The organism is Pandoraea communis, from assembly GCF_902459745.1.
GTDB classification, from domain to species: Bacteria; Pseudomonadota; Gammaproteobacteria; order Burkholderiales; family Burkholderiaceae; genus Pandoraea; species Pandoraea communis.
Genome location: NZ_CABPSJ010000006.1, coordinates 164,889 through 186,689 on the forward strand (window position 1 = coordinate 164,889; position 21,801 = coordinate 186,689).

Consider the following 21,801-nt stretch of genomic DNA (forward strand, 5'->3'; position numbering starts at 1 on the left):
GCGCTGACACCAATTCCCTGAGGCAGTACGGATGGAAATCGTTTGCGTTCGCGAAAATGCAAGTACAAACGATTAGGTAACCTATGTACTTGATAGCAGATTATGCCCGACTGCGGAGGCAAATGACGCCACACCGTCGTAGGACTATTCGGAGGTGAGCAGGTCAATGCCGAGCAATGCCATCTTTTTGTACAACGTCGCTCGCCCCATGCCCAACCGGGCAGCCGCCTCGGACACCCGTCCGCCGGCGGCGCGCAGAGACTCGGTGAGGAATTGCCGCTCGAACGCCTTCATCGCGTCATCGTATCGTTTCCACTCCACCACCCGCTCCGCAGGTGTCGCCTCGGTCACATCGGCGGCCTTGGCGACATCCAGTGCACTGGCTTCGCTCGTCGAACCACGCCCGTCGTCAATGAAGCGCGCCAGCGCGAGCGCATCGATGCGCTCGCTCTCGGAGAGCAACGCGACGCGCTCAAGTGTGTTTTGAAGCTCTCGCACATTGCCGGGCCAGTGATAGGCCATGAGTCGCTTGACAGCCCCCTCGTCCAGTTCCAGATGACCTGCGTCGCGCTGCGAACTCAGCCTGTCCAGAATGGCATAGGACATGGCTTCGATGTCCGACGGACGGTCGCGCAACGGCGGCACCCGAATCATCAGCACATTGAGCCGATAGTACAAATCCGCACGGAATCGCCCCTGCGCAACGAGCGTCGGCAAATCGGCCGAGGTGGCGGCAATGATGCGCACATCCATCTGCACCACGCGGTTCGAGCCGATCGGCTCGAACTCCCGCTCCTGCAAGACGCGTAGCAACTTGCCTTGCAGCGGCAGCGGCATGTCGCCGATTTCATCGAGGAAGAGCGTTCCTCCCTGCGCCAACTCGAACTTGCCGGTCCGCCCCTTCCGGTCTGCGCCAGTGTACGCACCGGCTGCCGCGCCGAAGAATTCGACTTCTAGCAACGCGTCGGGAATAGCGGCGACATTGACGCTGACGAGCGGCTTGTCGGCCCGTGGAGACGCGCCGTGAATCGCGTGCGCCAGCAACTCCTTTCCCGTGCCCGTTTCACCGAGCAGCAACACCGGCGAATCGAGCTGAGCCGCGCGGCGCCCGAGGCGCTTCGTCTCCAGACTTGCCGCGCTGGTGCCGACGAAACTCGAAAAACTGTATTTTGCCCGCCTCGCCTGTGCGAGCGACTGACGGGTCGCGAGAAGTTCCGACTGCAGTCGCGAGTACGTGCTGAACATGGGAGTCAGCACCTTCAACTCATCGAACAATGCGAACCCCACCGCGCCCACCGTCTTGCCGTGCGAATCCTTGATCGGCAGCCGGGTGACCACCAGAGGCTCCTGCCCCGTCTCGAGAATATCGAGCAGGATTGGCCTGCCGGTCGTGACGACTTCGCGCATCAGGCTGTTCGGAATCACGACTTCGCAATCGAGCCCGATCACGGCGTCCGGATTGGTGAATCCAAATCGCTCAGCGTAGCTCCGATTGATCCAGACAATTCGCGCATCGCTATCCACGACAACGGTGCCTTCGCTGGAAGTGTCGAGCGTCTCGAACAGCGATTGCATCGCCTGCTTGCGAACAAATGCATAGTCGGAGAGCAACCCACGTTGCTCGCCCAACGCAATCGGGTCCGGTTTTTCGTCTTCGTACATATTGGAATTGTCGTCAGTCTCCATTTCGAGACGATTATTCCACGAATCGAGACATGCGCTCCATCAGTGAAAATGCTGGTCTCAGCGAATATTCCCTGATGACTCGCCCCACGGCAGGTGCGGCGCTCACACCACTGTCTCGAAATTGAGACATTTCGCCGCCATACTGCGGCTTCCCCTTGGCCGACCGACTGCGTAAAGCACGCAATCCATGTCGGAGTCCTTCCCGATCAACGACTTAAGCCATCACGGCATACTTTTTGCGTATGGGCAGCCGGCCTTAAGAACATCAACCTGCACAACGAAGTGCAGGCAAACATACTGGAGACAAGATGTCGTTTCTCATCGTGCTCGCCGCACTGGCGTTTCTGATGTTGGTCGCATATCGCGGCTATAGCGTGATTCTCTTTGCCCCCATTGCTGCGCTGGGCGCTATCCTGCTGACCAGCCCCGAAGCCGTCGCCCCCGTTTTTTCCGGCATCTTCATGGAGAAGCTGGTCGGCTTCGTCAAACTCTATCTGCCCGTCTTCCTGCTCGGCGCCGTATTCGGCAAAGTCATTGAACTGTCCGGCTTCTCGGAGTCCATCGTCGCGGCAGCGATCAAGTACATCGGACGCACACGGGCCAATGCCGTCATCGTCGCGGTGTGTGCGCTGCTCACCTACGGCGGCGTTTCGTTGTTCGTCGTTGTGTTCGCCGTCTATCCGTTCGCGGCAGAACTCTACCGGCAGAGCAATATTCCGAAACGGTTGATGCCCGGCGCCATTGCGTTAGGGGCTTTCAGTTTCACGATGGATTCGCTCCCGGGCACGCCGCAAATCCAGAACATCATCCCCACCACATTCTTCAAGACCACGGCGTGGGCCGCACCGGTGCTCGGCATCGCCGGCGCGCTCTTCATCATCGTGGTCGGGCTGACCTATCTCGAATGGCGCCGCCGGGTTGCCGCGGCCAATGGCGAAGGCTATGGCACTTCGCTGCTCAATGAACCCGAGCGCGTGAATTCGGACAACTTGCCGAATCCTTTCCTGGCCATTACGCCGTTGATCCTCGTCGGCGTGGTCAACTATGCGCTCACGAAGGCTATTCCGCATTGGTATGGCGATCGCTTCGATGTGACCCCGGACCTTCTTCCCGGGCTTCATGCGCCGTTGTCGGTCTCGATCAACAGCGTGGTCGCTATCTGGGCCGTGGAAGGCGCGTTGCTCACCGGTATCCTGCTGGTACTGATTACGGCTTTCAGTAAAGTCCGCGACCGATTCGCGAATGGCACCAAGGTCGCCGTTTCCGGGGCGTTGCTCGCCACGCTCAATACGGCTTCGGAGTACGGTTTCGGCGGTGTCATCGCCGCGCTGCCGGGCTTTCTGGTGGTGGCAGACGCCCTGAAGAGCATTCCCAATCCGCTCGTCAACGCTGCCGTGTCGGTCTCGACACTTGCAGGCATTACGGGCTCGGCTTCAGGTGGTATGAGCATTGCGCTTGCCGCGATGTCCGATACCTTCATCAAGGCCGCGCAGGAGATGCACATTCCGCTCGAGGTGCTGCATCGCGTTGTTGCGATGGCCAGCGGCGGCATGGACACACTGCCGCACAACGGCGCCGTCATCACGCTGCTCGCCGTCACCGGCTTGACGCACCGCGAATCGTATCGGGACATTTTCGCCGTGACCGTCATCAAGACGATGGCCGTGTTCTTCGTCATCGCGCTCTACTACGCGACTGGCCTGGTTTGAACATGACAGGCGCGCACTCCATCCTCACGCTTTCTTCAGGCGACACCATGACGACTCTCAAGGGAAAAACCGCGCTTGTCACCGGCTCGACCAGTGGCATCGGCCTGGGCATCGCCCAAGTGCTCGCACACGCGGGCGCAAACCTCGTGCTCAACGGCTTTGGCGATGCAGATGCTGCCGTCTCGGCCATCGAATCGATTGGCGCACAAGTCATCCACCATGCAGCGGATATGCGCAGCGCTCATGAGATCGAAGCGATGTTTGCGGCCGCGCAAGCGCGCTTCGGCGGCGTCGACATTCTCGTCAACAATGCCGGCATTCAGCATGTCTCCCCCATCGCGACCTTCGATCCGGACAAATGGGACGACATCATTGCGATCAACCTCAGCTCGGCCTTCCATACGACGCGCCTCGCCCTTCCGGGCATGCGTGAGCGGAACTGGGGGCGGATTATCAACATCGCATCGGTGCATGGCCTGGTCGGCTCCACGAACAAATCGGCCTACGTGGCGGCCAAGCACGGGCTGGTGGGACTGACGAAGGTCACGGCACTGGAAACTGCGAAGACCGGTGTGACGTGCAACGCCATTTGCCCGGGTTTTGTGCTGACACCGTTGGTGCAGAAGCAGATCGACGATCTGGCCAAGCGCGAAAACTTGTCTGCCGACGACGCGCGTGCTCGCTTGCTGGGAGAAAAGCAGCCGTCGGGGGAGTTCGTGACACCCGAAGCTCTCGGAAATGTGGCCCTGACGCTCTGCTCGCCGCTGGCGTCCGAGGTGCGCGGCGCAACGTGGGCCGTCGACGGTGGTTGGACCGCGCAGTAACGCTTAACCAGTAGTCCGGACCCTTGCTGACGAGCTTGGGTCCGTCGATGTCAGAACGTTTGTGAAAGATTCCGTGGCGCCATCTTCCTAACCCCTAGTTTCTTCCGAGCCGGGACATACATCATGAACAGCAACGAAAACAAGTTCTCTCACATCAAGCCGGGCGACACCGCGTTCGTCAGCGGCGGGCTGCGTGACTTCTTCGTGTACCGAGATCTCGGTATTTCGGACGCTACCGGCGGCAAGGTTATCGCCCATCTGGTTCGCGCCAACAGCGCACCCGAGGCCGGGACGGGATGGCATATCCACGGCGCCGACTTCCATATCGTGTACATGCTCAAAGGCTGGGCCAAGTTCATGTACGAGGACAAGGAAACGCTCGTCGAAGCCGGCGATTGCGTGCACCAGCGCCCCGGCATCCGTCACTTTCTCTTCGACTACTCGCCGGATATGGAATATCTGGAAGTCGTCGGGCCAGCGGATTTTACGAGCGTTGGCGTTGAAGGGCCATGCGAGGTGCCGGCTCCGGCGAAATGGTGAGGCTCATCGCACCTGCGGAACAGGCGATGCGACAGGCCGCTACCGACTCATTTTTCATCGTCATCCATTGAGATCTGGATTCGGTTGCGGCAATGAACGCGCTCAAGCACGCGCACGCCAGACGCCGGGAGACCGGACAGTTTTGATTTTTCGCCTTAGCCCTCGGAAATCTCACCCAAGCGACAATCACCACGAGGAGCGTGGCTGCGCTCGCTGGGTTTAAGCGGCCTCCGCGCGATTTTTCTGAAAGATGACGCCGCGTGGCTCTCGACACTCGGCGAGCGGTGCCCAAGCGATCTTGCGTGCCTCCCGCGCGCTCACACCGAACGCTTGCAACAGCGCGAACATTGCCTGCTCCGTGTAGTCGGCAGGCGCCTCGCCGGACACCAATGTGGCGATGCCGTACATGATCGATCCCAAGGCGATGTCGCGTGCCACCGTAATGTCCCCGACCTTGAATCTTCCGCTCGCGATTGCGGCTTGCAAGTCTCGAGTCAGATATTCATCAAGCAGTCTCCCGCGCGATCCCCGCCGAGCACCGACCCGAGTCACGAATGCTCCCCACATGGGATAACGCGCGGCCATGCCCATATATAGCCGCGAACCCACTACGACGCGACATGCAGGATCGGATTCGTTCTGCACGACCGGATCGATGACGTCCAGGACTTCGTCACTGGTTTCGCCAGCGACGGCGGCAAGCAATTCGTCAGTTGTTTGGAAGTAGTTGTAGAACGTGCCCCGCGCAACACCCGCGGCAGCAATGAAATCCTCAATCGTCGCAGCGTCCGGCCCTTTTCCGGCAAACACGGCGAGCGCGCTCTCGATCAAACGGTTGCGCGTCTTCTCCCGGCGCAACGCGCCAACTCGGCTTTGATAGTTCTTGGTCGGTGTATCCATCGGTGAATTGTACGCGTTGTTGAGCGCGGGTTTATCGGGTAAGTCCTAGTATTGACGATTTTGTCAAATCGTAGCCAAATACGTTTTGACAAATTCATCAAATCATCGCCGAAGATCCCTATTGCGGCGAGTCATTGGAGACAAATATGCGATTGGTCAGTTTCGAACGTAACGGCAAGGCAGCGCTCGGTGTGCGCGAAGGCGATAAGGTGCGGGTGCTGGGTGAAGAGACGTTGGAGTCGCTGCTTGCGCGCGGGGTGAATCTTCTGGCCTATGCCAACAGCCAGGGTTCGCAAGAGGAATATGTGGACCCGGCCGGACTGAAATTCCTTCCGCCGCTGAGTCGTCCGCCAAAGATCATCTGCGTGGGTCTGAACTACGCGGACCACACCGCCGAGAGTCCGTATAAGCAGCCTGAGTATCCGACACTGTTCTTCCGTGTCGCTACGAGTCTGATTGCGCACGAGCAGCCGATGATCCGTCCACGCGTAACCGACTCCGAGGGGTTGGACTTCGAGGGCGAAATTGCCGCCGTGATCGGCGAGGGTGGCCGTCATATCGCCAAGGCTGACGCGCTCTCGCATGTGCTCGGCTATTCGGTGTTCAACGACGGTTCGGTACGCGAATACCAGTTCAAGGCGCCGCAATGGACGGTTGGCAAGAACTTCGACGGTACCGGCGCATTCGGCCCGGATCTCGTGACGGCGGATGAACTGCCACCGGGCATCAAGGGACTGAAACTTGAGACGCGCCTGAACGGTGAGGTCGTGCAGTCGGCCAGCACGAACGACATGATCTACGATGTGGCGACGCTGATCAGCGTCATTAGCGAGGCGATCACGCTTGAGGCCGGGGATGTGATCGTGACGGGTACGCCAGCCGGCATCGGCTGGGCACGTGCACCCAAGCTGTTGATGAAAGCCGGCGACGTTTGCGAAGTGACCGTGGAGAAGATCGGCACGCTGCGAAACGTCATTGCCGACGAAGCGGTGATCTGAAGCGTTTGATCAGGGTACCCGGCCATAGAGCCGGGCCAAATTCCACGGAGGTAGGAGACGAATCATGGATAGCGTGATTTCCGCAGGCGTGGCCGTGCATTCGATAGACCATTTCGCGCTTAACGTTCCCTCGGTTGACGTGGCCGAGCGGTTTTTCAGTGCATTCGGACTCAATGTGAGGAGAGTGGGGGCCACGGGTTCGGAGCTTGAGCTTCGTGCTGCCGACGGCCATCGCTGGGCACGTGTGCTGCCCGCCGAGAAGAAAAGTCTGGCGTGGCTGAGCTTCAATTGTTTCGAGGGGGATCTGGAGGGGCTGCGCGCCCAGGTTCGAGCGGCTGGCGCGACCATCGAAACGAGCGACGTACCCGACGCGCAGGGTTTCGGGTTCCACGATCCCGACGGCAACCTGATTCAGGTGAAGGTCGGACCGAAAACCAGTCCGTCGGCGAAATCGCCAAGCAAAGTGGATGTCTGCGCCGCCGACGAGCGCGGCTCCCATACCCGTTCATCGTCCCAGAGCGTGCGGCCGCGACGCTTGTCACATCTGCTTCTGTTCACGCCCGATGTTTCGCGTGCGCTCGATTTTTACTCGAAGGCCTTGGGCCTTCGATTATCCGATCGCTCGGCCGATGTGATTGCATTCACTCATGCCCCGCACGGCAGCGATCACCATCTCGTTGCATTCGCGAAGAGCAGCGCGCGCGGCTGGCATCACTCGGCGTGGGACGTGGACAACATCAACGTCGTGGGCGAAGGTGCGTCGCAAATGGCGGCTGCTGGTTATACGAAAGGGTGGGGCACAGGCCGGCACGTCCTCGGATCGAATTATTTCCATTACGTCGAAGATCCATGGGGATCATTCTGCGAATACTCGGCTGACATCGATTTCGTTACCGCTGGGCATCAATGGCCTGCGGGTGATTACCCCCCCGAAGATTCGCTATATCTGTGGGGACCGCCGGTTCCGCAGAATTTCATTCATAACACTGAGGCGCCGGTATAAGCGCCCGGGTGTGAAGCCGCAAGGCTAAGCAATCTCATTTCTAGATTTGTGCCGTATGGCTGCCTATGTTTGGCGCCAGGGAGTCGCACATATTTATTTAGGTATCCTAATATGTTTGAAGACAAAATTCACGATGTGGCCGTGATCGGCTACGGGCCAATCGGACAATCCCTCAGCATCATGCTCGGCGAGCGCGGTTATGACGTCGCGGTTTTCGACCGTTGGCCGTCGCTGTATCCGCTGCCCCGCGCGGTGGTTCACGATCATGAAATTCGGCGCGTATTTCATGCGATGGGGATAGGCAAAGCGATCGAAGCAGTCTCGCAACCGTCCGCCACGTACCAGTGGTTCAACGCCGACTGGAAAACGCTCGTGGAAATCGACTGGTCTGCGGAATCGATCAGTGATGGCCCGAACTGCTATCTCTTCAATCAGCCGAACCTTGAGGCACTGCTCGACCAAAAGGCGAAGTCGATTCCCGCCATCTCCGTCAATCAAGGGTGGGAGGCCGTGGAACTGCGTCAGCTTCCCGAATACTGCGAAGTGGTTCTTCAGCGCATTGGCATGGAGAACGGAAAACTCGCAGCAACGGATGAAAAGCGGATTGTCCGGGCACGTTATGTGGTCGGTGCGGACGGAGCCAACAGCTTTGTGCGCAAAGCCAGCGACATCGAATTCGAGGATTTGGGGTTCCAGGAAGATTGGCTCGTCATCGACCTGAAACCGAACGAGGGCGTAACGCTCGACGTGCCTGACATCGGCCAATGGTGCAATCCGGCTCGTCCTACGACGATGGTTCCCGGTGGCCCCGGATACCGGCGCTGGGAATTCATGCGCCTGCCGCACGAAACGTTGGACGAAATGCAGAAGACGGAGAGAGTGTGGGAACTGCTTTCGCCGTGGGTCAGGCCGGATCAGGCAACCCTGGTTCGACATGCCGTCTATACGTTCCGCTCGTTGATTGCCAAAAACTGGCGCAAAGGGCGTGTCTTGCTTGCCGGCGACGCCGCGCACCAAATGCCGCCATTCATGGGCCAGGGTCTGTGTTCGGGCATGCGCGACGTTTGGAATCTCGCCTGGCGTTTCGATCTGGTTCTCAAGGGCATCGCTTCGCCCGATCTCTTTGACGGCTACACCCCGGAAAGACGCCCGCAGGTGCGCGCGATCATCGACGCGTCCATTGCGATGGGACGTCTCGTGTGCATCTCCGACCCGGCAGAAGCGGCAAAGCGCGACGAGGCGTACCTGTCCGGCCGTGTCCCGCCGCTTCCGCCGTTCCCCGGTCTGACCGACGGCCTGATCCGCGCGGATCAAAGCTCAGCAACGGGTGGCATTGCCGGTCAGTTGAGTGTGCACGGCCAGATCCGAAACGATAACGAAACGATGCGCTATGACGAAGCGATGCAGAACGGTTTCCACGTCATCGCACTCGATGCCGATCCGGAGATGCTGATCGACGCCGATTCGCTTGCGACGATTGCGAGCATCGGGGCGCAGACCGTTGGGATAACTCGAGACGAGAGCAAGGTGGTTGCCGGTCGAGTGCTGTTCGACGTCAGCGGCAAGTACAGCGATTTCCTGGCGAGGCACGGCGCGAAGGCAATGATCGTTCGGCCTGATTACTACGTGTTTGGTGCAGTCGAGTCACTGACCGAGTTGCCGGCACTGATTAGCCTGCTTGCTTCGGGACTGGAACTGGCATCGCAGAGGGGCACGAAACGGGATGCTTGTGATGCGGTAGCGGCGTTGTGAAACGAGGAGCGATGAAGAGACGCATCGCTCCCGATCAGCACAGGCGGTGTTGGCAGTCACTAAAAAAATAACGTCATGGAAAGGAGATCTTGATGAGGAAAGTTTGTTTGTACCTTGCTGCGCCGTTTGTTTTTGCGTCGGCCGCACATGCGCAGAGCAGTGTCACTCTGTACGGAATGATGGATGTCGGCCTGAGCTACGTATCGAACGCGGGCGCTGGACATTCATTCAATGCTGAGGATTCGATCTGGACGCCGAGCCTGTGGGGCATCCGCGGTTCAGAAGATCTGGGGGGTGGCTACAAAGCCGTTTTCCATTTGGCTTCGCAGTTCTCGGTCAACAACGGGAGCCTGGTTGCCGGCTCAGGCAATCTGTTTTCGCGGCAGGCACTCGTCGGGATCGAGAAGAACGGAATCGGGCAAGTTACGTTCGGCCGACAGTACAACCTGATGGCCGATTTTCTGTTCTTTCCTCCTGCCAAGCTCGACGGAACCTTTATGTACGGCGGCCTATACAACATGCGGCAAGGGCCGTTCTCCGCACTGGGTATCCCGCAGAACCCGACGGGTTCGTTCGACTTCGACCAAACGGCCGGTACGTCTCAGGTTTCAAATTCCGTCAAGCTCACGAGCGAGAGTTTCGGCGGCTTGCGATTCGGCGTGTTGTACGGCTTCGGCAACACGGCCGGTTCGTTTTCGTCGAACAACACGGTTGGCTTCGGCGTGAATTACGCGATAGGGAGCTTTGGCATCGGCGCTGCGTATAACGAAACACGCTATGCCTCGATGAGCGATGGTCGCGACGGCATCCGGAACTTCGGCGTGGGTGTCGGCCAGGCGTTCGACTCCCTGTATCTCAATGTGTTGTACACCAATACGAGAAACACGCTGACAGGCGGCATGGTGCAGGTCGGCCAGGTCGGCGGTCTGTATTCCTTCAATTCGTTCTGGCGGCTGGGCCTGAACTATCAGTACATGAAGGGTAACGCCAAGCTCGAGCACAACCAGGCTCAGCAGATCACGTCCGCTTTGCAGTACTCGCTGTCCAAGCGCACGACACTGTACGTGGAGGGCGTCTATCAGTGGACGGGCGGCGATGTCGCAGGACAGCACAACGCCTGGGTCAACGGCGAAGCGCAGTCGAGCAGCACCCGTCAGCTCATCGGTCGAGTTGGCATGCAAACGTTCTTCTGACGTGCAAATAGAAAACCATCCGGAGACATGGACATGAACACGAACATCGGTGCCCGCTGGGACACCTCATATGAATGGAAAGCGGTACTGTTGCTTTCACTCGGTTTCGGGCTGGTGGGTATCGATCGCTTCATGATCATGCCGCTCTTCCCGATCATGATGAAAGACCTTCAGCTCGACTATCAGGATCTCGGATACATCACGGGCGCGCTGTCGGTCGCCTGGGGGGTGTCCTCGATTTTTATGGGCAATCTTTCCGATCACGTGGGTCATCGTCGCGTGATCATCCCTGCGATCGTGGTGTTTTCTCTGCTGGCCGGGCTGAGCGGCGTGGCGACTGGTCTGGGTTCGCTGGTCCTTATCCGCGCCTTGATGGGGCTAGCCGAAGGCGCATGCACGCCGACTAGCATCACGGCAACGCTCGATGCCTCGCATCCGAGCCGTCATGGCCGTAACGTGGGCATTCAGCAGATGGCGCTGCCGCTATTCGGTCTGGGGCTCGCACCGATTCTCGTCACTCAACTGCTCAAGATCATGCAGTGGCATTCGATTTTCGCGATCGTGTCGATTCCCGGTCTCGTCGTTGCGTTCCTACTGTGGAAGGTACTGCGTGATACGAAAGCATCGAGTGCGGCGGTGCACACGCTGACGCATGACGCCACGGCGCATAAATGGAGCGATGTATTTCGCTACCGGAACATCCGTCTCAATCTGGTCGGCATGCTCTGCTGGCTGACTTGCCTGGTCGTGCTGACGGCACTGTTCCCAAACTATCTCGTGGACTATCTGCATCTGGACATGCAGCAGATGGGCTACGTGCTGTCGGCCATCGGTTTCGGCGGGATGTTGGGCACGGTGACAATGCCGGCACTGTCGGATCGTCTGGGGCGCAAACCGGTCATGGTTCTCTCGGTGATCGGCTGCGCGATCTTTCTGACGCTTCTTTCGCGAACCGGCGCGAAGCCTACCCAGTTGTTCATCTACCTCATGATGACGCTGTTGTTCGTATTCAGCATGATCACACTGACGGTCGGCCCGCTGAGTGCGGAATCCGTTCCGGCCACGCTGATGACGACGGCATCAGGCCTCGTCGTCGGCGTGGGTGAAATCTTTGGTGGCGGTGTGGCACCGGCGATTGCCGGATATGTGGCTAAACACTATGGAATCCAGTACATCCTCGTGCTCGGCTTCATTGCCCTGGCGGTCGGCTTCTTCGTGGCGATCAGTCTGAAAGAAACGGCACCGTCTCTCGTAGAGAAGCGGGCAGCTATTGCGACGTGATGTCTGGTCTGTGGAAATTTGAGTGGGTGGCGCGGCTTACACCACAGTGGAAGGTTTGACGTTTTGGTGTGAGCCCCCTCCTGACCCTGTCCCGAGGCGGAGAGTTCGCTGGGGAAATGCGAAGTGGTGCGCGGTCATGCCAGGGATAGCTGGTGTGACGTACAACGTACGGCCTAGCGTTTTGTTGGGAAAGTTTTTGCCGTGGCCGGCCGGCCGATCTATCGGATAACTGCCTTTCAGGGGTGTCTCTATCGCGCCGGGAGCGATCACATTAAAGCGGGTCTTGCGGTCGAGGAACTCGTAGGACCAGCTACGGGCAAGAGAGCGCACCGCAGCCTTCGCCGCGGCAGTCAGAGAAATGCCATGCTTTCCGGTCTGGTCGACGAACGACGTATTGAGGATGACCGAGGCACCATCTCGTAACACCGGCAACATATATTGAAGCGTGAACACAACGCCTTTGACGTTGACGTCCATGATCTCGGCATACAGCGCTTCATCAATGTCGTTGACGGCAGACGGGAACGCCCACCCCGCGTTGGCGAATACGACATCCAGACCATCGAATTTCTCTTTCACCTGGGCGGAAATCGTCCGCATGTCCTTGAGCGAACGTACATCGCCCTTGAGGACGAGCGAGTTCTCGCCAAGCTCAGCCTTTACGCGATCAAACACGGCCTCATCGCGACCGGTTACCACCACTCTGGCACCCTCTCCAATGAAGCGCTTGCCAGTGGCAAGGCCAATGACACTCCTGCCACTCGTGATCAACGCCGATTTGTTCTCAAGCCTCATTTCCGCAGCGCCGCTGCTGCACGAACAGGTGACCCAATCCGCCAGCCTCCCGATGCGCTATCTGGAGGGGGATGGATTCGCGCCTGGTTACGCAGCGCCTCAACGAAATCGCACTGGCGCCGCCCGGAAGTCTGCATTTAGGCATGACGGCCGACGCCCGGCTTCGCGAAGCGATCCGGATCCGTAACGAATGGGTTGACACCTCGTCGGGTTGAGATATATTTGTACCTGTTTATTTTGTTTTCGTACCAGTACAAATGAGGAATTTATGACTATCCCATCGAATGTTCACCTCAAGATCGGCGGCATCATCTTTCCCGGCATGGACCAATGCGACTTCACCGGCCCATTCGAGGCCCTCGCCCGAGTCCCCAATTCCACTTTCTTCACGCTCTGGAAAGACAAGAACCCGGTCCGCGACCTCGCGGGCATGCTGCTTCTAGCCGACACCACTTTCGACGAAGCGCCCCAACTCGACGTACTGCTCGTCCCGGGCGGCTACGGCCAGGAAGCGCTAATGAACGACGAAACCGTTCTCGGCTTTATCCGCAAACAGGCCGACGGCGCCCGTTACGTCTATTCGGTATGCACCGGCGCACTCCTTTGCGGTGCCGCTGGCTTGCTTCACGGACGCCAAGCCACCACGCACTGGACCGCGATGGACGTGCTACCGCTATTCGGCGCGACGCCCTGCGATGACCGCGTGGTCATCGACGGCAAGTTCATCAGCGCTGGCGGCGTCACGTCCGGCATCGACGGCTCGCTGATCGTGGCGTCACTACTACGCGGAGAAACTGCCGCGCAGGAACTTCAGTTGTATATGTCCTACGATCCAAAGCCGCCGTTCCAGGCCGGCTCTCCGACCACGGCCCCCGCAGCTGTACTCGCCGCCGTGACCGAACGGGCCCGGGCCATCACCGAAAAGCGCCTGGCGACCGCACAGGCGTACCAGGCCGCTCAGGCAGGCGCAAACGCCTGACCCGCCTCCGGCGTGCGAGCACAGCCCCGCTCGCACGCCCCCGCCCGAAAACCGATGTCCGGATTCGCCCCCCCTTCCCGCCGCACCCCACGCTCAAACCATCGTTTCCACACAGGTTTACCCCGATTTTTTTCCAATTGACCGATCGATCCGGCCCATCTACATTGAGTGGTACGTATATTTTTATGTACCGGTACATAAAAATGATTTGATCCCTGTCGATCTGGAGAAAGAATGGAATGGACGCGCACATGAGACTGTCAGAACCCATCGCCCCGCCGTCAACGGCGGCGTTCCAGCCCGGCACGTTCGAGGCCTGCGTCAAGTCGAAAAATCGTCTGATCATGCGCCTCACCGCCGCATTTTTTATCTGGTACTTCGCTCTACTGATTGGTGATGGATGGTTTCGTTCGCAACTCGCTACGCCCATTGCCGGCGTGGTGAACGTCGGTATGGTGTTCGCGCTATCGCAGTACCTTTTCGGCGCCGGGCTCGCGATTTTCTACGCGCGTCGCATGCGCACCATCGACGCACAAATCACTTCAGCAACGGCGGGCGGTACAGAAGGAGTGCAACGATGAAACGGGACGCATGCTTACGCCTTTTGCCGAGGACTGCCATGTGCACGGCCACTCTTCTTTTCCCGGCGCTCGCGCCTGCGGCCGAAGTGGTGCCGCACGCCTACCGGCTACACGCCTTTTCCGTTTTCGCCGCGGTGATCGCACTCACGCTGATCGTCACCTGGTTCAGCGCGAGACGAGGCAAAGGCGTCAGCGAGTTCTACACCGCCGGAGGCGGCATTTCGGGCCGGAAAAACGGACTGGCTATTGCCGGCGACTATCTGTCCGCCGCCGCGTTCCTCGGTGTGTCCGGCCTGATCGCTCTGTACGGCTACGACGGCATGCTGTATCTGGTCGGCTTCTTCGCCGCGCTCATTCCGGTGCTGCTACTGGTCGCGGAACCGTGCCGCAATCTCGGGCGTTATACGTTCGGCGACGTTCTCGCCTACCGCCACAGCTTCAGAACCTCCAAGATGCTGGCCGCTTTTTCGAGCGTGATTATCGCGATCTTCTACATGATCCCGCAGATCGTCGGCGGCGCCGTGCTGCTCTACGCGCTGCTCGGCGTTCCCTACGAAGTATCCGTGCTGGCCGTCGGCGTCCTGATGCTGTTATACGTCACGTTCGGCGGCATGCGCGCCACCACGTGGGTGCAGATCATCAAGGCGGCACTGCTGCTCAGCATGTGCGGCCTACTGGCGATATTGTCCGTTGCGCCGTTTGGCTTCAACGTATCGACGCTGCTCGAAACGCTCTCGCACCAGCCCGCGTTGCGCGACTGGCTGCTCGCCTTGCACCACTTGACAGCCAGCGACAATACGCTCATCACGCGGACATTTTTCGAACCCGGCCTATACCTCAAGGATCCGGTCGAGCTCTTATCGCTGGGTCTCGCGCTAACGCTCGGCACGGCCGCGATGCCGCATATCCTGATGCGCTTGTTTTCCGTGAAGAACGCGCAGACTGCCCGCCAGTCCGTACTGTGGGCCATGCTGTGGATCGGCGGTTGTCACCTGCTGATCATCGTGATCGGATTTTCCGCTGCTTACTACGTCGGCGCGGCCGGCATTTCGTCGGCCGAAAAGGGAGGCAATCTGGCCGCGCTGCTGCTCGCGCAACACCTTGGCGGCGGCGCATCGACGACTGGCGGCAACATACTGCTTGGCGCCGTGGCCGCGATCGCGTTCGCCACAATCGTGGCGGTCGTCGCTGGCCTCACGCTGGCCGCCGCGTCGTCGCTTGCGCACGACGTTTATGTCGGCGTTATGAAGGGTGGCAATGCGTCGGAACACGAACAGGTTCGAGCTGGCAAGGTAGCATCGGTCATCGTAGCGTTCATAGCTACAGGCGCAGGTTTGTTCGCCAAGGGCCAGAACGTCGCACATCTCGTCGGACTCGCCTACGCAGTCGCGGCGTCCGCCAATCTCCCGGCGTTGCTGGCGACGCTCTACTGGAAACGCTGCAACACTGTCGGCGTGATAGCCGGTGTGGTCGGCGGAGCGCTCGTCGCGATCGCCCTCGTGTTGGTGTCGCCGAACATGCAGTATCCGCTCGCCGTTCGCGCCGAGGCCACGCGCGCGCTCGAGGCATCCAACGCGCGGTTGGCCGCGCTCGACGCCGGAGGCGCGAACCGGTTTGCGGGGCCGGGCGATTTCTCCACTGCACGCGATGCCGCGCGCGCGAGCCGCGATGCGGCAAAATCCACGCTCGATGCGCTCGGCTCGCGCACGACCAGCCTTGTTGGCCTTCGGGAGCCGCTCGTATCGCTGCGCAATCCGGGTATCGTATCGGTACCGCTCGGCTTCCTGTTCGTGGTGATCGGCTCGCTGCTGGGCCGCCGACGCGGATCGGAGACGAGGTGGAAAGCGCTTGTTCACCGGCGGGACAGCGGAGTCGGTGTCGCCCATGCCGTCGATCATTAATACGCGCTCGCCGGGTCCTTCGTGGCCCGGCGGCGCCGGTTCAGGCCGAAAGCGTGGACGATGTCGTCTGGCATACCTTGACGAGTGCTTCGACGAAGTCGAGCGTTTCGGCCGGCGTCATTCGAGCAGCTGTCACACGGATACCTTGCCGCCCATCAAGACAGAACTCGTGCCCAGCCCGGACAAGCCAGCCCGCGGCGAACAACCGCTGCGCCACTTCGAGTTCATTCTGCAGAGGGACCCAAACATTGAGGCCGGCGCCGGGCAGCACGTCGAACCCGCGCTTTTTCAGTGCGGCCGTCAGCAATTGGTGACGCTCGCGGTACGCGACGCCCGCCGCCGCGATCTTCTTCTGCACCGAGCCCGTCATCACGAGTCCGAGCACGAGGCGCTGCACCAACGTGCTCACCCAGCCCATCCCGACGCTCTGGCGCCCCTCCAGACGCTGAACGGTCTGCGCGTCGCCGGTAGAAAACGCGATCCGATAGTCCGGCCCGAGCCCCTTCGACAGCGATCGCACCGTCAGCCAGCGCCGCGCGCCGGTGTGCCACGAATGGTAGGGCGCAAGGTTCAGCAAGTTCGTATGGTCGTCGTCAATGAACAGCACGTCGCTATTGTCGCCGACTGCTTTTCTCAGCTCGGACGCCCGCGTTCGCGACGTCACCACGCCAGTCGGATTATGGGCACGGCTCGTGGAAATAACAGCTTTGACCCCAGCCTTCAGCGCCTTGCGAAGGCTGGTCGGCACAATGCCTGCATGGTCGAGCGCAAGCGGCACGGCGTCGATGCCCATCGAACGAACGAGAGCATGCACGCTGATATAACCGGGGTTTTCGACTGCGACCCTGTCTCCCGCCCGGATGCCAGAAGCAATGAGCGCCCGCTCAATGAGGTCGAGTGCGCCGGCGGACACGAATATTCCGCCAGAAACCTCGATATGATCGTCGACGAACTGCATTCGCGCCCAGTCGACAAAAGCGTCGTCGTTCCGATGCTCACCATAAAGCCGGGGTTCGACGCTCATGCGCGCCATCGCCTCATGGATTTCGGTCTCGTCAGGAAGAAGAGACACATCGGGATTTCCATCTCTCACGAAGCGGGTCTGTGCAGCGCGGCCGGCCGCGTTGCGCGCGCTGGCCGCCGACGCGTGACGGCGCACGGTCGACCCTTGCCGCCCCTCCCCCGAGATCAGACCTCCGTCGCGAAGCTGCCGATAGGCGACCGCCACCGTGTTCTTGTTGATGCCGAGGCTCTCCGCGAGCGCGCGAACCGTTGGCAGCGTATCGCCGGGTTTCAGACGATCTTCGAGTATCGCGCACTCGATAGCGCGCCTGATTGCGTCGGCTTTTCCCTCGGATGGACTGCCGTTGTCCAGATCGATGACGAGCGTTTCCATGAATTCCCCATGCTTGATAAGACATATCTTATCTGACAATGGGACAAGGCCATTGACTTGTTCCAGACGGATTCCGCGCTTTCCTTGGAAAAGCAGGAGAAGTCAGTATTTCCATGGTACGAACTCCAGTTCATCACCAATACGTAACCCACCCGAGCGGACAGACCCATGATGGATGACACACTTTTTGACCCGGTTCTCCTCACACAGCGCATGGTACAAACCCAGACCGTCAACCCGCCCGGCGACGAGCTGCTGCTGGCCGTGAAACTTAAGGACCTGCTGAGCGAATTGGGACTTCACACCCTCGTTCAGGAAATCGCGCCCGGCCGCGCAAACCTGATCGCATGGAGTCTCGGCTCGACCAGCCCCCGCCTGTGCTTCACCGGGCACCTCGACACCGTTCCGTTCGGCGTCGCCAGTTGGAGGGCTTCGCCGCTGAGCGGGCACATCGACGGCGACCGATTGTACGGACGCGGCTCGTCCGACATGAAAGGCGGTATTGCGGCCTTCGTGTCGGCGCTCAAGCGTTATAAGGACCGTCAAGGAGCGCTACCCTGCGTACTGGTGATCCTGACCGCGGGCGAAGAGACCGGCTGCGAGGGGGCGAAGCGCCTGATCGAACTGTGCGTGCCCGACCTGAACGTTGGTGCGATGATCGTCGGCGAGCCGACCTCGAATCAATGCGCGATCGGCCATAAAGGCGCGCTCTGGCTGCATGCCCAAACGTCCGGATGCGCAGCGCACGGCGCAATGCCGGAACTGGGCGACAACGCGATCTATCACGCGTCGGACGCGATCCAGCGGCTGCGGATCTTTGACTTCGAGACTCCCGACGATCCGCTGCTCGGCCGCCCGTCGCTGAATGTCGGAACGATCGCGGGCGGAACGAACGTCAATTCAGTTCCCGACGCCGCCACGTTTTCGATCGACGTCCGTACAGTCGGTGGCACTTCGCACGACGCGCTGGTCGATCGCCTCGGCGCGTATCTCGGGCAGAAGGTACGGCTGTCCGCCGCCGTCGATGTTCCCGCGCTGACCAACGAACTGGAGAATCCGTGGCTCAGCTACGCGATTGAAACCACCGAGGCCGCAACCGGCGTTCGAGCGGGACAAACAACCGTCGCCTACTTCAGCGATGGCCCAGTGCTGAGAGACTGGCTCGGCGAAGTACCGACCGTGATTCTTGGACCCGGCGAAGCCTCCCAGGCCCATCAAACCGACGAATGGTGCAGCGTGCAGCGCATTCTTCAATGCACCGGGATCTATCTGCAACTGATCTCCGGCTGGCAGGCGTCCGCCGGCGCAAGTTCGCAAATGCACGCCGCGACGACGTCATGACTGAATTTTCGTATTGAAAAAGTGGCATCTATCATGTAGCGTTTCGTTGTTCTACACATGCAGTACGGGAGAGATCGTTCCTCGAGAACGACGCCGACGGAGCAACCGCCCCGGAAACTCTCAGGCAAAAGGACCGTGCTGCCGGAACATCTGGAGAGCGGCGCTTCGTGCGCCCACCGAAGGGGAGCCCCCAGCCGCGAGGCCACCATGCGGGCGAAACTCTCAGGTACATGGACAGATGGGGCATCGGCGCCGGTTTGAATCCACCACGGCCGGCGATGCTCAACTCATCTGGATCATGTCATGCCACGAATCGCCATCATCGGCGCCGGCATTACCGGCGTCACCACTGCGTATGCGCTCATGCAGCGCGGTTATCAGGTCACCGTTTTCGAGCGGCATCGCTATGCCGCGATGGAGACATCGTTCGCGAACGGTGGGCAATTGTCCGCGAGCAATGCGGAAGTCTGGAACAGCCGCGCGACCGTATTCAAGGGGCTGCGCTGGATGTTCACGCGCAATGCACCGCTGCTGCTCAATCCCCGGCCGAGTTGGCACAAGTACAGCTGGATCGGCGAATTTCTGCGCCAGATTCCGAACTACCGCAATAACACGATCGAAACCGTACGTCTCGCGATTGCGGCGCGCGAGCGCCTGTTTGACATCGCGGAACGCGAGGGTATTCAGTTCGATCATGAGCGGCGCGGCATCCTGCATTTTTACGCCACGCGCAAGGAGCACGAGGCAGCGGCGCGCGTCAACGAACTGCTGCGTGCCGGGGGACTCGACCGGCGATCCGTTACGCCGGAGGAGATCAAAACCATCGAGCCAGCCCTGAATGGTAGTTTCTTCGGCGGATTCTTTACGGAGTCCGATTCGACCGGTGACATCCACAAGTTCACGCGTGGCCTTTCGGCCGCATGCGAACGGCTTGGCACAAAGTTCCATTACGACACGGACGTGCAAGCGATCGATTCGCTCGGCGGCGGCCGTATCGCGATTACCCGCACCGCAGGTCGCGATACGTTCGATGGCGTAGTGATCTGCGCAGGCGTAGGAAGCCGGTCGCTCGCGGCGATGGTTGGCGACCACGTGAATGTCTATCCTGTGAAGGGATATTCGATAACCGTGCATCTCGACGATGAGGCGAGCCGTCGAAGCGCGCCGTGGGTCAGCCTGCTCGACGATCACGCGAAAATCGTAACGAGCCGGCTTGGCGTCGACCGCTTCCGCGTCGCGGGCACTGCGGAATTCAATGGCGTGAACCGCGATATTCGTGCGGATCGGGTGGAGCCTCTGGTCCAATGGACGCGCCGATACTTTCCGGGCGCTTCGACCGAACGGGTAGTTCCATGGACCGGCCTGCGCCCCATGCTCCCGAGCATGCTGCCGCGCATTGGGCGTGGCAAACGCCCGGGGATTTTCTATAACACGGGGCACGGACATCTTGGTTGGACGCTCTCTGCCGCAACGGCGGAGGCCGTGTCGTCCTTGATAGATAACCGCTAATCCTCGGGCAATGAGTTCTGTGGACACATTCGGCCCACATTCGTGACTGCTCGCTTCGACAAACGCCGGACCACATGGCCTGGACTCATCGCCATGTGGTCTGGCGCGCTCCCTCCGATAATCGGCCAGCCAACCGTTTCCGCGCGTCTGCGGGATTCGACCAACGCGCCGCTGCGTTCTGCGACGTCGATATCAGGCGAGACCTTGCGAGGCTACCCGTGCGACTGGCAAATAGGAAGATTGAACACAACCCGAGATCCACTCGATTGATCGTAGACGAACGCGGCCGGCCTTTGGGGCATGCGGCGCTCCGCTTCAGGTTCGACCGCGCCCGGGAAGCAGCAGGGATCGCAAGGGACGAATTTCAGTTTCGCGACCTCAGGGCAAAAGCGGGGACGGACAGGGAATCGAAATCAGATTTGCGCGAAGCGCAATCACGCCTCGGCCATACCAGTGTCGGCACGACCGAGCACTACGTTAGAAGGAGGGGTAAAGCCGTCAAACCGAACGTATGCCGTTTGTAGAAGATTGATCTAAACGTAGAACAAAAAGAAAACGGGTCCCATCTCTGGGACCCGCTTCAATATTGGTGCGGCTGCAGGACTCGAACCCGCCACCTGATGATGACAAAGCCCTAGAAATTTCGTGATGCATCAAGGTCATGCATGAGAATTTTATCTACAACTCTCCGGACGATGCTTTCCCGGAAACCAAGCCGGCTGGTGCGTCAAAAGTCGTTTGTAGAACGGGCACCTGCGCCGAGCTTTGTTCGTTATTGCCCACCATACGTCACAAACGTTTTCGCCGCGCGTCGAAACGTTTCGAGTGTCGACGCATAGGCTGGGATATTCGGAAGTTGCTGAAACGCAAGGCTCAGCACTCCTGCGATGATGGATTCAGTCGTTAGCGCGGCTAAATCCATCAACATCTCAGGAGACTCTGATGAGTGATTCAAACAGGAGCGACGGGAAGGACGAAGGAAACGGTGGTCAAGGCGATGGCGGCTTCGACCTCCCCAAGTCGTTGACGCGTGAAGGGCATGTTGTCTGGTTCCACGAATACAGGAAGTACCTCGGTTACGCTTGGGACGAGACCGCGGGAGAAATCAGGCGAGCGCATGTGTCCGACCCTGAGCACGCGATTTACTTCGATACGTTCGCGGAGGCGATGGTAGCGACGGATAGGTTGATGGGGCCTCACGTCATTCTTCACGCGTCGAAGCAAGGCGAGAAACCGCGATTGGTGCGGTAACCGTTGTTGCGGCCCATCCGATGCGGTGGGCCGTTATCCGCTACCTCCGGCCCCACCCCGCATTTCGTCAAGCCACTACCGGCTAATATCTCTTATGTTCGTTTTCGGCGGTTGCTTGTACTTCAAATTCGGATAGACAGCGATTGGCGTCAAAACGGATGA

At 59.8% G+C, this 21,801-nt stretch carries 20 protein-coding genes and 1 riboswitch; of the genes, 16 read left to right on the forward strand and 4 right to left on the reverse strand.

Translation table 11 applies throughout. From position 1 onward, the window contains the following. Positions 1 to 144: 144 nt before the first annotated feature. On the reverse strand, positions 145 to 1,575 hold the full coding sequence (locus PCO31110_RS20490) for a sigma-54 interaction domain-containing protein (RefSeq protein ID WP_370855847.1): 1,431 nt from the start codon (positions 1,573 to 1,575) through the stop codon (positions 145 to 147). A 419-nt stretch (positions 1,576 to 1,994) separates the two neighbouring features. Between PCO31110_RS20490 and PCO31110_RS20495 the strand changes: the two genes are divergently transcribed. From PCO31110_RS20495 to PCO31110_RS20505, 3 genes are all read left to right on the forward strand, one after another. Then, positions 1,995 to 3,395, forward strand: coding sequence for a GntP family permease (locus PCO31110_RS20495; RefSeq protein WP_010808754.1), 1,401 nt, complete (start codon positions 1,995 to 1,997; stop codon positions 3,393 to 3,395). Between the two features lie 47 nt (positions 3,396 to 3,442). Then, on the forward strand, positions 3,443 to 4,219 hold the full coding sequence (locus tag PCO31110_RS20500; protein ID WP_150691288.1) for a 3-hydroxybutyrate dehydrogenase: 777 nt from the start codon (positions 3,443 to 3,445) through the stop codon (positions 4,217 to 4,219). A 123-nt stretch (positions 4,220 to 4,342) separates the two neighbouring features. Further along, a complete protein-coding gene (locus tag PCO31110_RS20505) occupies positions 4,343 to 4,759 on the forward strand; it encodes a cupin domain-containing protein (protein ID WP_150691289.1) in 417 nt (138 codons plus the stop codon). A gap of 219 nt (positions 4,760 to 4,978) precedes the next feature. Here PCO31110_RS20505 and PCO31110_RS20510 read toward each other — a convergent pair whose 3' ends face one another. Then, positions 4,979 to 5,590 (reverse strand): TetR/AcrR family transcriptional regulator, encoded by a 612-nt coding sequence (locus PCO31110_RS20510; RefSeq protein ID WP_246189919.1) that lies wholly within the window; start codon positions 5,588 to 5,590, stop codon positions 4,979 to 4,981. Positions 5,591 to 5,805: 215 nt separating this feature from the next. Here PCO31110_RS20510 and PCO31110_RS20515 point away from each other — a divergent pair, with 215 nt between their 5' ends. The 5 genes from PCO31110_RS20515 to PCO31110_RS20535 all read left to right on the forward strand — a co-directional run bounded on the left by PCO31110_RS20515 (position 5,806) and on the right by PCO31110_RS20535 (position 11,886). After that, positions 5,806 to 6,657, forward strand: coding sequence for a fumarylacetoacetate hydrolase family protein (locus PCO31110_RS20515; protein ID WP_010808758.1), 852 nt, complete (start codon positions 5,806 to 5,808; stop codon positions 6,655 to 6,657). A gap of 64 nt (positions 6,658 to 6,721) precedes the next feature. After that, positions 6,722 to 7,660 (forward strand): VOC family protein, encoded by a 939-nt coding sequence (locus tag PCO31110_RS20520; protein ID WP_010808759.1) that lies wholly within the window; start codon positions 6,722 to 6,724, stop codon positions 7,658 to 7,660. A 48-nt stretch (positions 7,661 to 7,708) separates the two neighbouring features. After that, entirely contained in the window at positions 7,709 to 9,412 is a 1,704-nt protein-coding gene (gene mhpA, locus PCO31110_RS20525; protein WP_246189920.1) for a bifunctional 3-(3-hydroxy-phenyl)propionate/3-hydroxycinnamic acid hydroxylase MhpA, read from the forward strand. Positions 9,413 to 9,504: 92 nt separating this feature from the next. Continuing rightward, positions 9,505 to 10,605 (forward strand): porin, encoded by a 1,101-nt coding sequence (locus PCO31110_RS20530; RefSeq protein ID WP_150691290.1) that lies wholly within the window; start codon positions 9,505 to 9,507, stop codon positions 10,603 to 10,605. A 33-nt stretch (positions 10,606 to 10,638) separates the two neighbouring features. Continuing rightward, positions 10,639 to 11,886, forward strand: a complete 1,248-nt coding sequence (locus tag PCO31110_RS20535; protein ID WP_150691291.1) for an MFS transporter — start codon at positions 10,639 to 10,641, stop codon at positions 11,884 to 11,886. 36 nt (positions 11,887 to 11,922) lie between these two features. On the opposite strand, the gene PCO31110_RS20540 is transcribed toward PCO31110_RS20535, so the two are convergent. Further along, the gene (locus PCO31110_RS20540) at positions 11,923 to 12,681 is read right to left on the reverse strand and encodes an SDR family oxidoreductase (protein ID WP_281350640.1); all 759 of its coding nucleotides are present in this window, start codon (positions 12,679 to 12,681) and stop codon (positions 11,923 to 11,925) included. Positions 12,682 to 12,752: 71 nt separating this feature from the next. On the opposite strand from PCO31110_RS20540, the gene PCO31110_RS25765 reads away from it, so the two are divergent. The 4 genes from PCO31110_RS25765 to PCO31110_RS20555 all read left to right on the forward strand — a co-directional run bounded on the left by PCO31110_RS25765 (position 12,753) and on the right by PCO31110_RS20555 (position 16,142). Then, on the forward strand, positions 12,753 to 12,896 hold the full coding sequence (locus PCO31110_RS25765) for a hypothetical protein (RefSeq protein WP_174979682.1): 144 nt from the start codon (positions 12,753 to 12,755) through the stop codon (positions 12,894 to 12,896). Positions 12,897 to 12,949: 53 nt separating this feature from the next. Further along, positions 12,950 to 13,660, forward strand: coding sequence for a DJ-1/PfpI family protein (locus PCO31110_RS20545; protein ID WP_150691292.1), 711 nt, complete (start codon positions 12,950 to 12,952; stop codon positions 13,658 to 13,660). A gap of 251 nt (positions 13,661 to 13,911) precedes the next feature. Next, entirely contained in the window at positions 13,912 to 14,241 is a 330-nt protein-coding gene (locus PCO31110_RS20550) for a DUF485 domain-containing protein (RefSeq protein ID WP_174979684.1), read from the forward strand. A gap of 38 nt (positions 14,242 to 14,279) precedes the next feature. Then, positions 14,280 to 16,142, forward strand: a complete 1,863-nt coding sequence (locus PCO31110_RS20555; RefSeq protein ID WP_246189921.1) for a solute symporter family protein — start codon at positions 14,280 to 14,282, stop codon at positions 16,140 to 16,142. A gap of 40 nt (positions 16,143 to 16,182) precedes the next feature. Here the strand turns inward: PCO31110_RS20555 and PCO31110_RS20560 are convergent, their stop codons facing one another. After that, positions 16,183 to 17,538, reverse strand: coding sequence for an aminotransferase class I/II-fold pyridoxal phosphate-dependent enzyme (locus PCO31110_RS20560; RefSeq protein ID WP_150691295.1), 1,356 nt, complete (start codon positions 17,536 to 17,538; stop codon positions 16,183 to 16,185). A gap of 168 nt (positions 17,539 to 17,706) precedes the next feature. On the opposite strand from PCO31110_RS20560, the gene PCO31110_RS20565 reads away from it, so the two are divergent. The 4 genes from PCO31110_RS20565 to PCO31110_RS20580 all read left to right on the forward strand — a co-directional run bounded on the left by PCO31110_RS20565 (position 17,707) and on the right by PCO31110_RS20580 (position 21,639). After that, positions 17,707 to 18,879: a M20 family metallopeptidase gene (locus tag PCO31110_RS20565; RefSeq protein WP_150691296.1), complete on the forward strand. Its 1,173-nt coding sequence runs from the start codon at positions 17,707 to 17,709 to the stop codon at positions 18,877 to 18,879. Positions 18,880 to 18,934: 55 nt separating this feature from the next. Then, positions 18,935 to 19,025, forward strand: a riboswitch (glycine riboswitch). A gap of 157 nt (positions 19,026 to 19,182) precedes the next feature. Then, on the forward strand, positions 19,183 to 20,388 hold the full coding sequence (locus PCO31110_RS20570; RefSeq protein ID WP_150691297.1) for a D-amino acid dehydrogenase: 1,206 nt from the start codon (positions 19,183 to 19,185) through the stop codon (positions 20,386 to 20,388). Positions 20,389 to 20,462: 74 nt separating this feature from the next. Continuing rightward, positions 20,463 to 20,912, forward strand: coding sequence for a tyrosine-type recombinase/integrase (locus PCO31110_RS20575; RefSeq protein WP_150691298.1), 450 nt, complete (start codon positions 20,463 to 20,465; stop codon positions 20,910 to 20,912). Positions 20,913 to 21,330: 418 nt separating this feature from the next. Next, entirely contained in the window at positions 21,331 to 21,639 is a 309-nt protein-coding gene (locus PCO31110_RS20580) for a hypothetical protein (protein ID WP_150691299.1), read from the forward strand. Positions 21,640 to 21,801 lie beyond the last annotated feature (162 nt).

Coding starts and splice junctions, on each gene's coding strand:
- PCO31110_RS20515 (WP_010808758.1), top strand. CDS start 5,806: ATGCGATTGGTCAGTTTCGAACGTAACGGCAAGGCAGCGCTCGGTGTG.
- PCO31110_RS20490 (WP_370855847.1), bottom strand. CDS start 1,575: ATGCAATCGCTGTTCGAGACGCTCGACACTTCCAGCGAAGGCACCGTT.
- PCO31110_RS20560 (WP_150691295.1), bottom strand. CDS start 17,538: ATGGAAACGCTCGTCATCGATCTGGACAACGGCAGTCCATCCGAGGGA.
- PCO31110_RS20505 (WP_150691289.1), top strand. CDS start 4,343: ATGAACAGCAACGAAAACAAGTTCTCTCACATCAAGCCGGGCGACACC.
- PCO31110_RS20555 (WP_246189921.1), top strand. CDS start 14,280: ATGTGCACGGCCACTCTTCTTTTCCCGGCGCTCGCGCCTGCGGCCGAA.
- PCO31110_RS20565 (WP_150691296.1), top strand. CDS start 17,707: ATGATGGATGACACACTTTTTGACCCGGTTCTCCTCACACAGCGCATG.
- PCO31110_RS20575 (WP_150691298.1), top strand. CDS start 20,463: ATGGCCTGGACTCATCGCCATGTGGTCTGGCGCGCTCCCTCCGATAAT.
- PCO31110_RS20540 (WP_281350640.1), bottom strand. CDS start 12,681: ATGAGGCTTGAGAACAAATCGGCGTTGATCACGAGTGGCAGGAGTGTC.
- PCO31110_RS20550 (WP_174979684.1), top strand. CDS start 13,912: ATGAGACTGTCAGAACCCATCGCCCCGCCGTCAACGGCGGCGTTCCAG.
- PCO31110_RS20495 (WP_010808754.1), top strand. CDS start 1,995: ATGTCGTTTCTCATCGTGCTCGCCGCACTGGCGTTTCTGATGTTGGTC.
- PCO31110_RS20545 (WP_150691292.1), top strand. CDS start 12,950: ATGACTATCCCATCGAATGTTCACCTCAAGATCGGCGGCATCATCTTT.
- PCO31110_RS20500 (WP_150691288.1), top strand. CDS start 3,443: ATGACGACTCTCAAGGGAAAAACCGCGCTTGTCACCGGCTCGACCAGT.
- PCO31110_RS20570 (WP_150691297.1), top strand. CDS start 19,183: ATGCCACGAATCGCCATCATCGGCGCCGGCATTACCGGCGTCACCACT.
- PCO31110_RS20530 (WP_150691290.1), top strand. CDS start 9,505: ATGAGGAAAGTTTGTTTGTACCTTGCTGCGCCGTTTGTTTTTGCGTCG.
- PCO31110_RS25765 (WP_174979682.1), top strand. CDS start 12,753: ATGGATTCGCGCCTGGTTACGCAGCGCCTCAACGAAATCGCACTGGCG.
- PCO31110_RS20535 (WP_150691291.1), top strand. CDS start 10,639: ATGAACACGAACATCGGTGCCCGCTGGGACACCTCATATGAATGGAAA.
- PCO31110_RS20580 (WP_150691299.1), top strand. CDS start 21,331: ATGAGTGATTCAAACAGGAGCGACGGGAAGGACGAAGGAAACGGTGGT.
- PCO31110_RS20520 (WP_010808759.1), top strand. CDS start 6,722: ATGGATAGCGTGATTTCCGCAGGCGTGGCCGTGCATTCGATAGACCAT.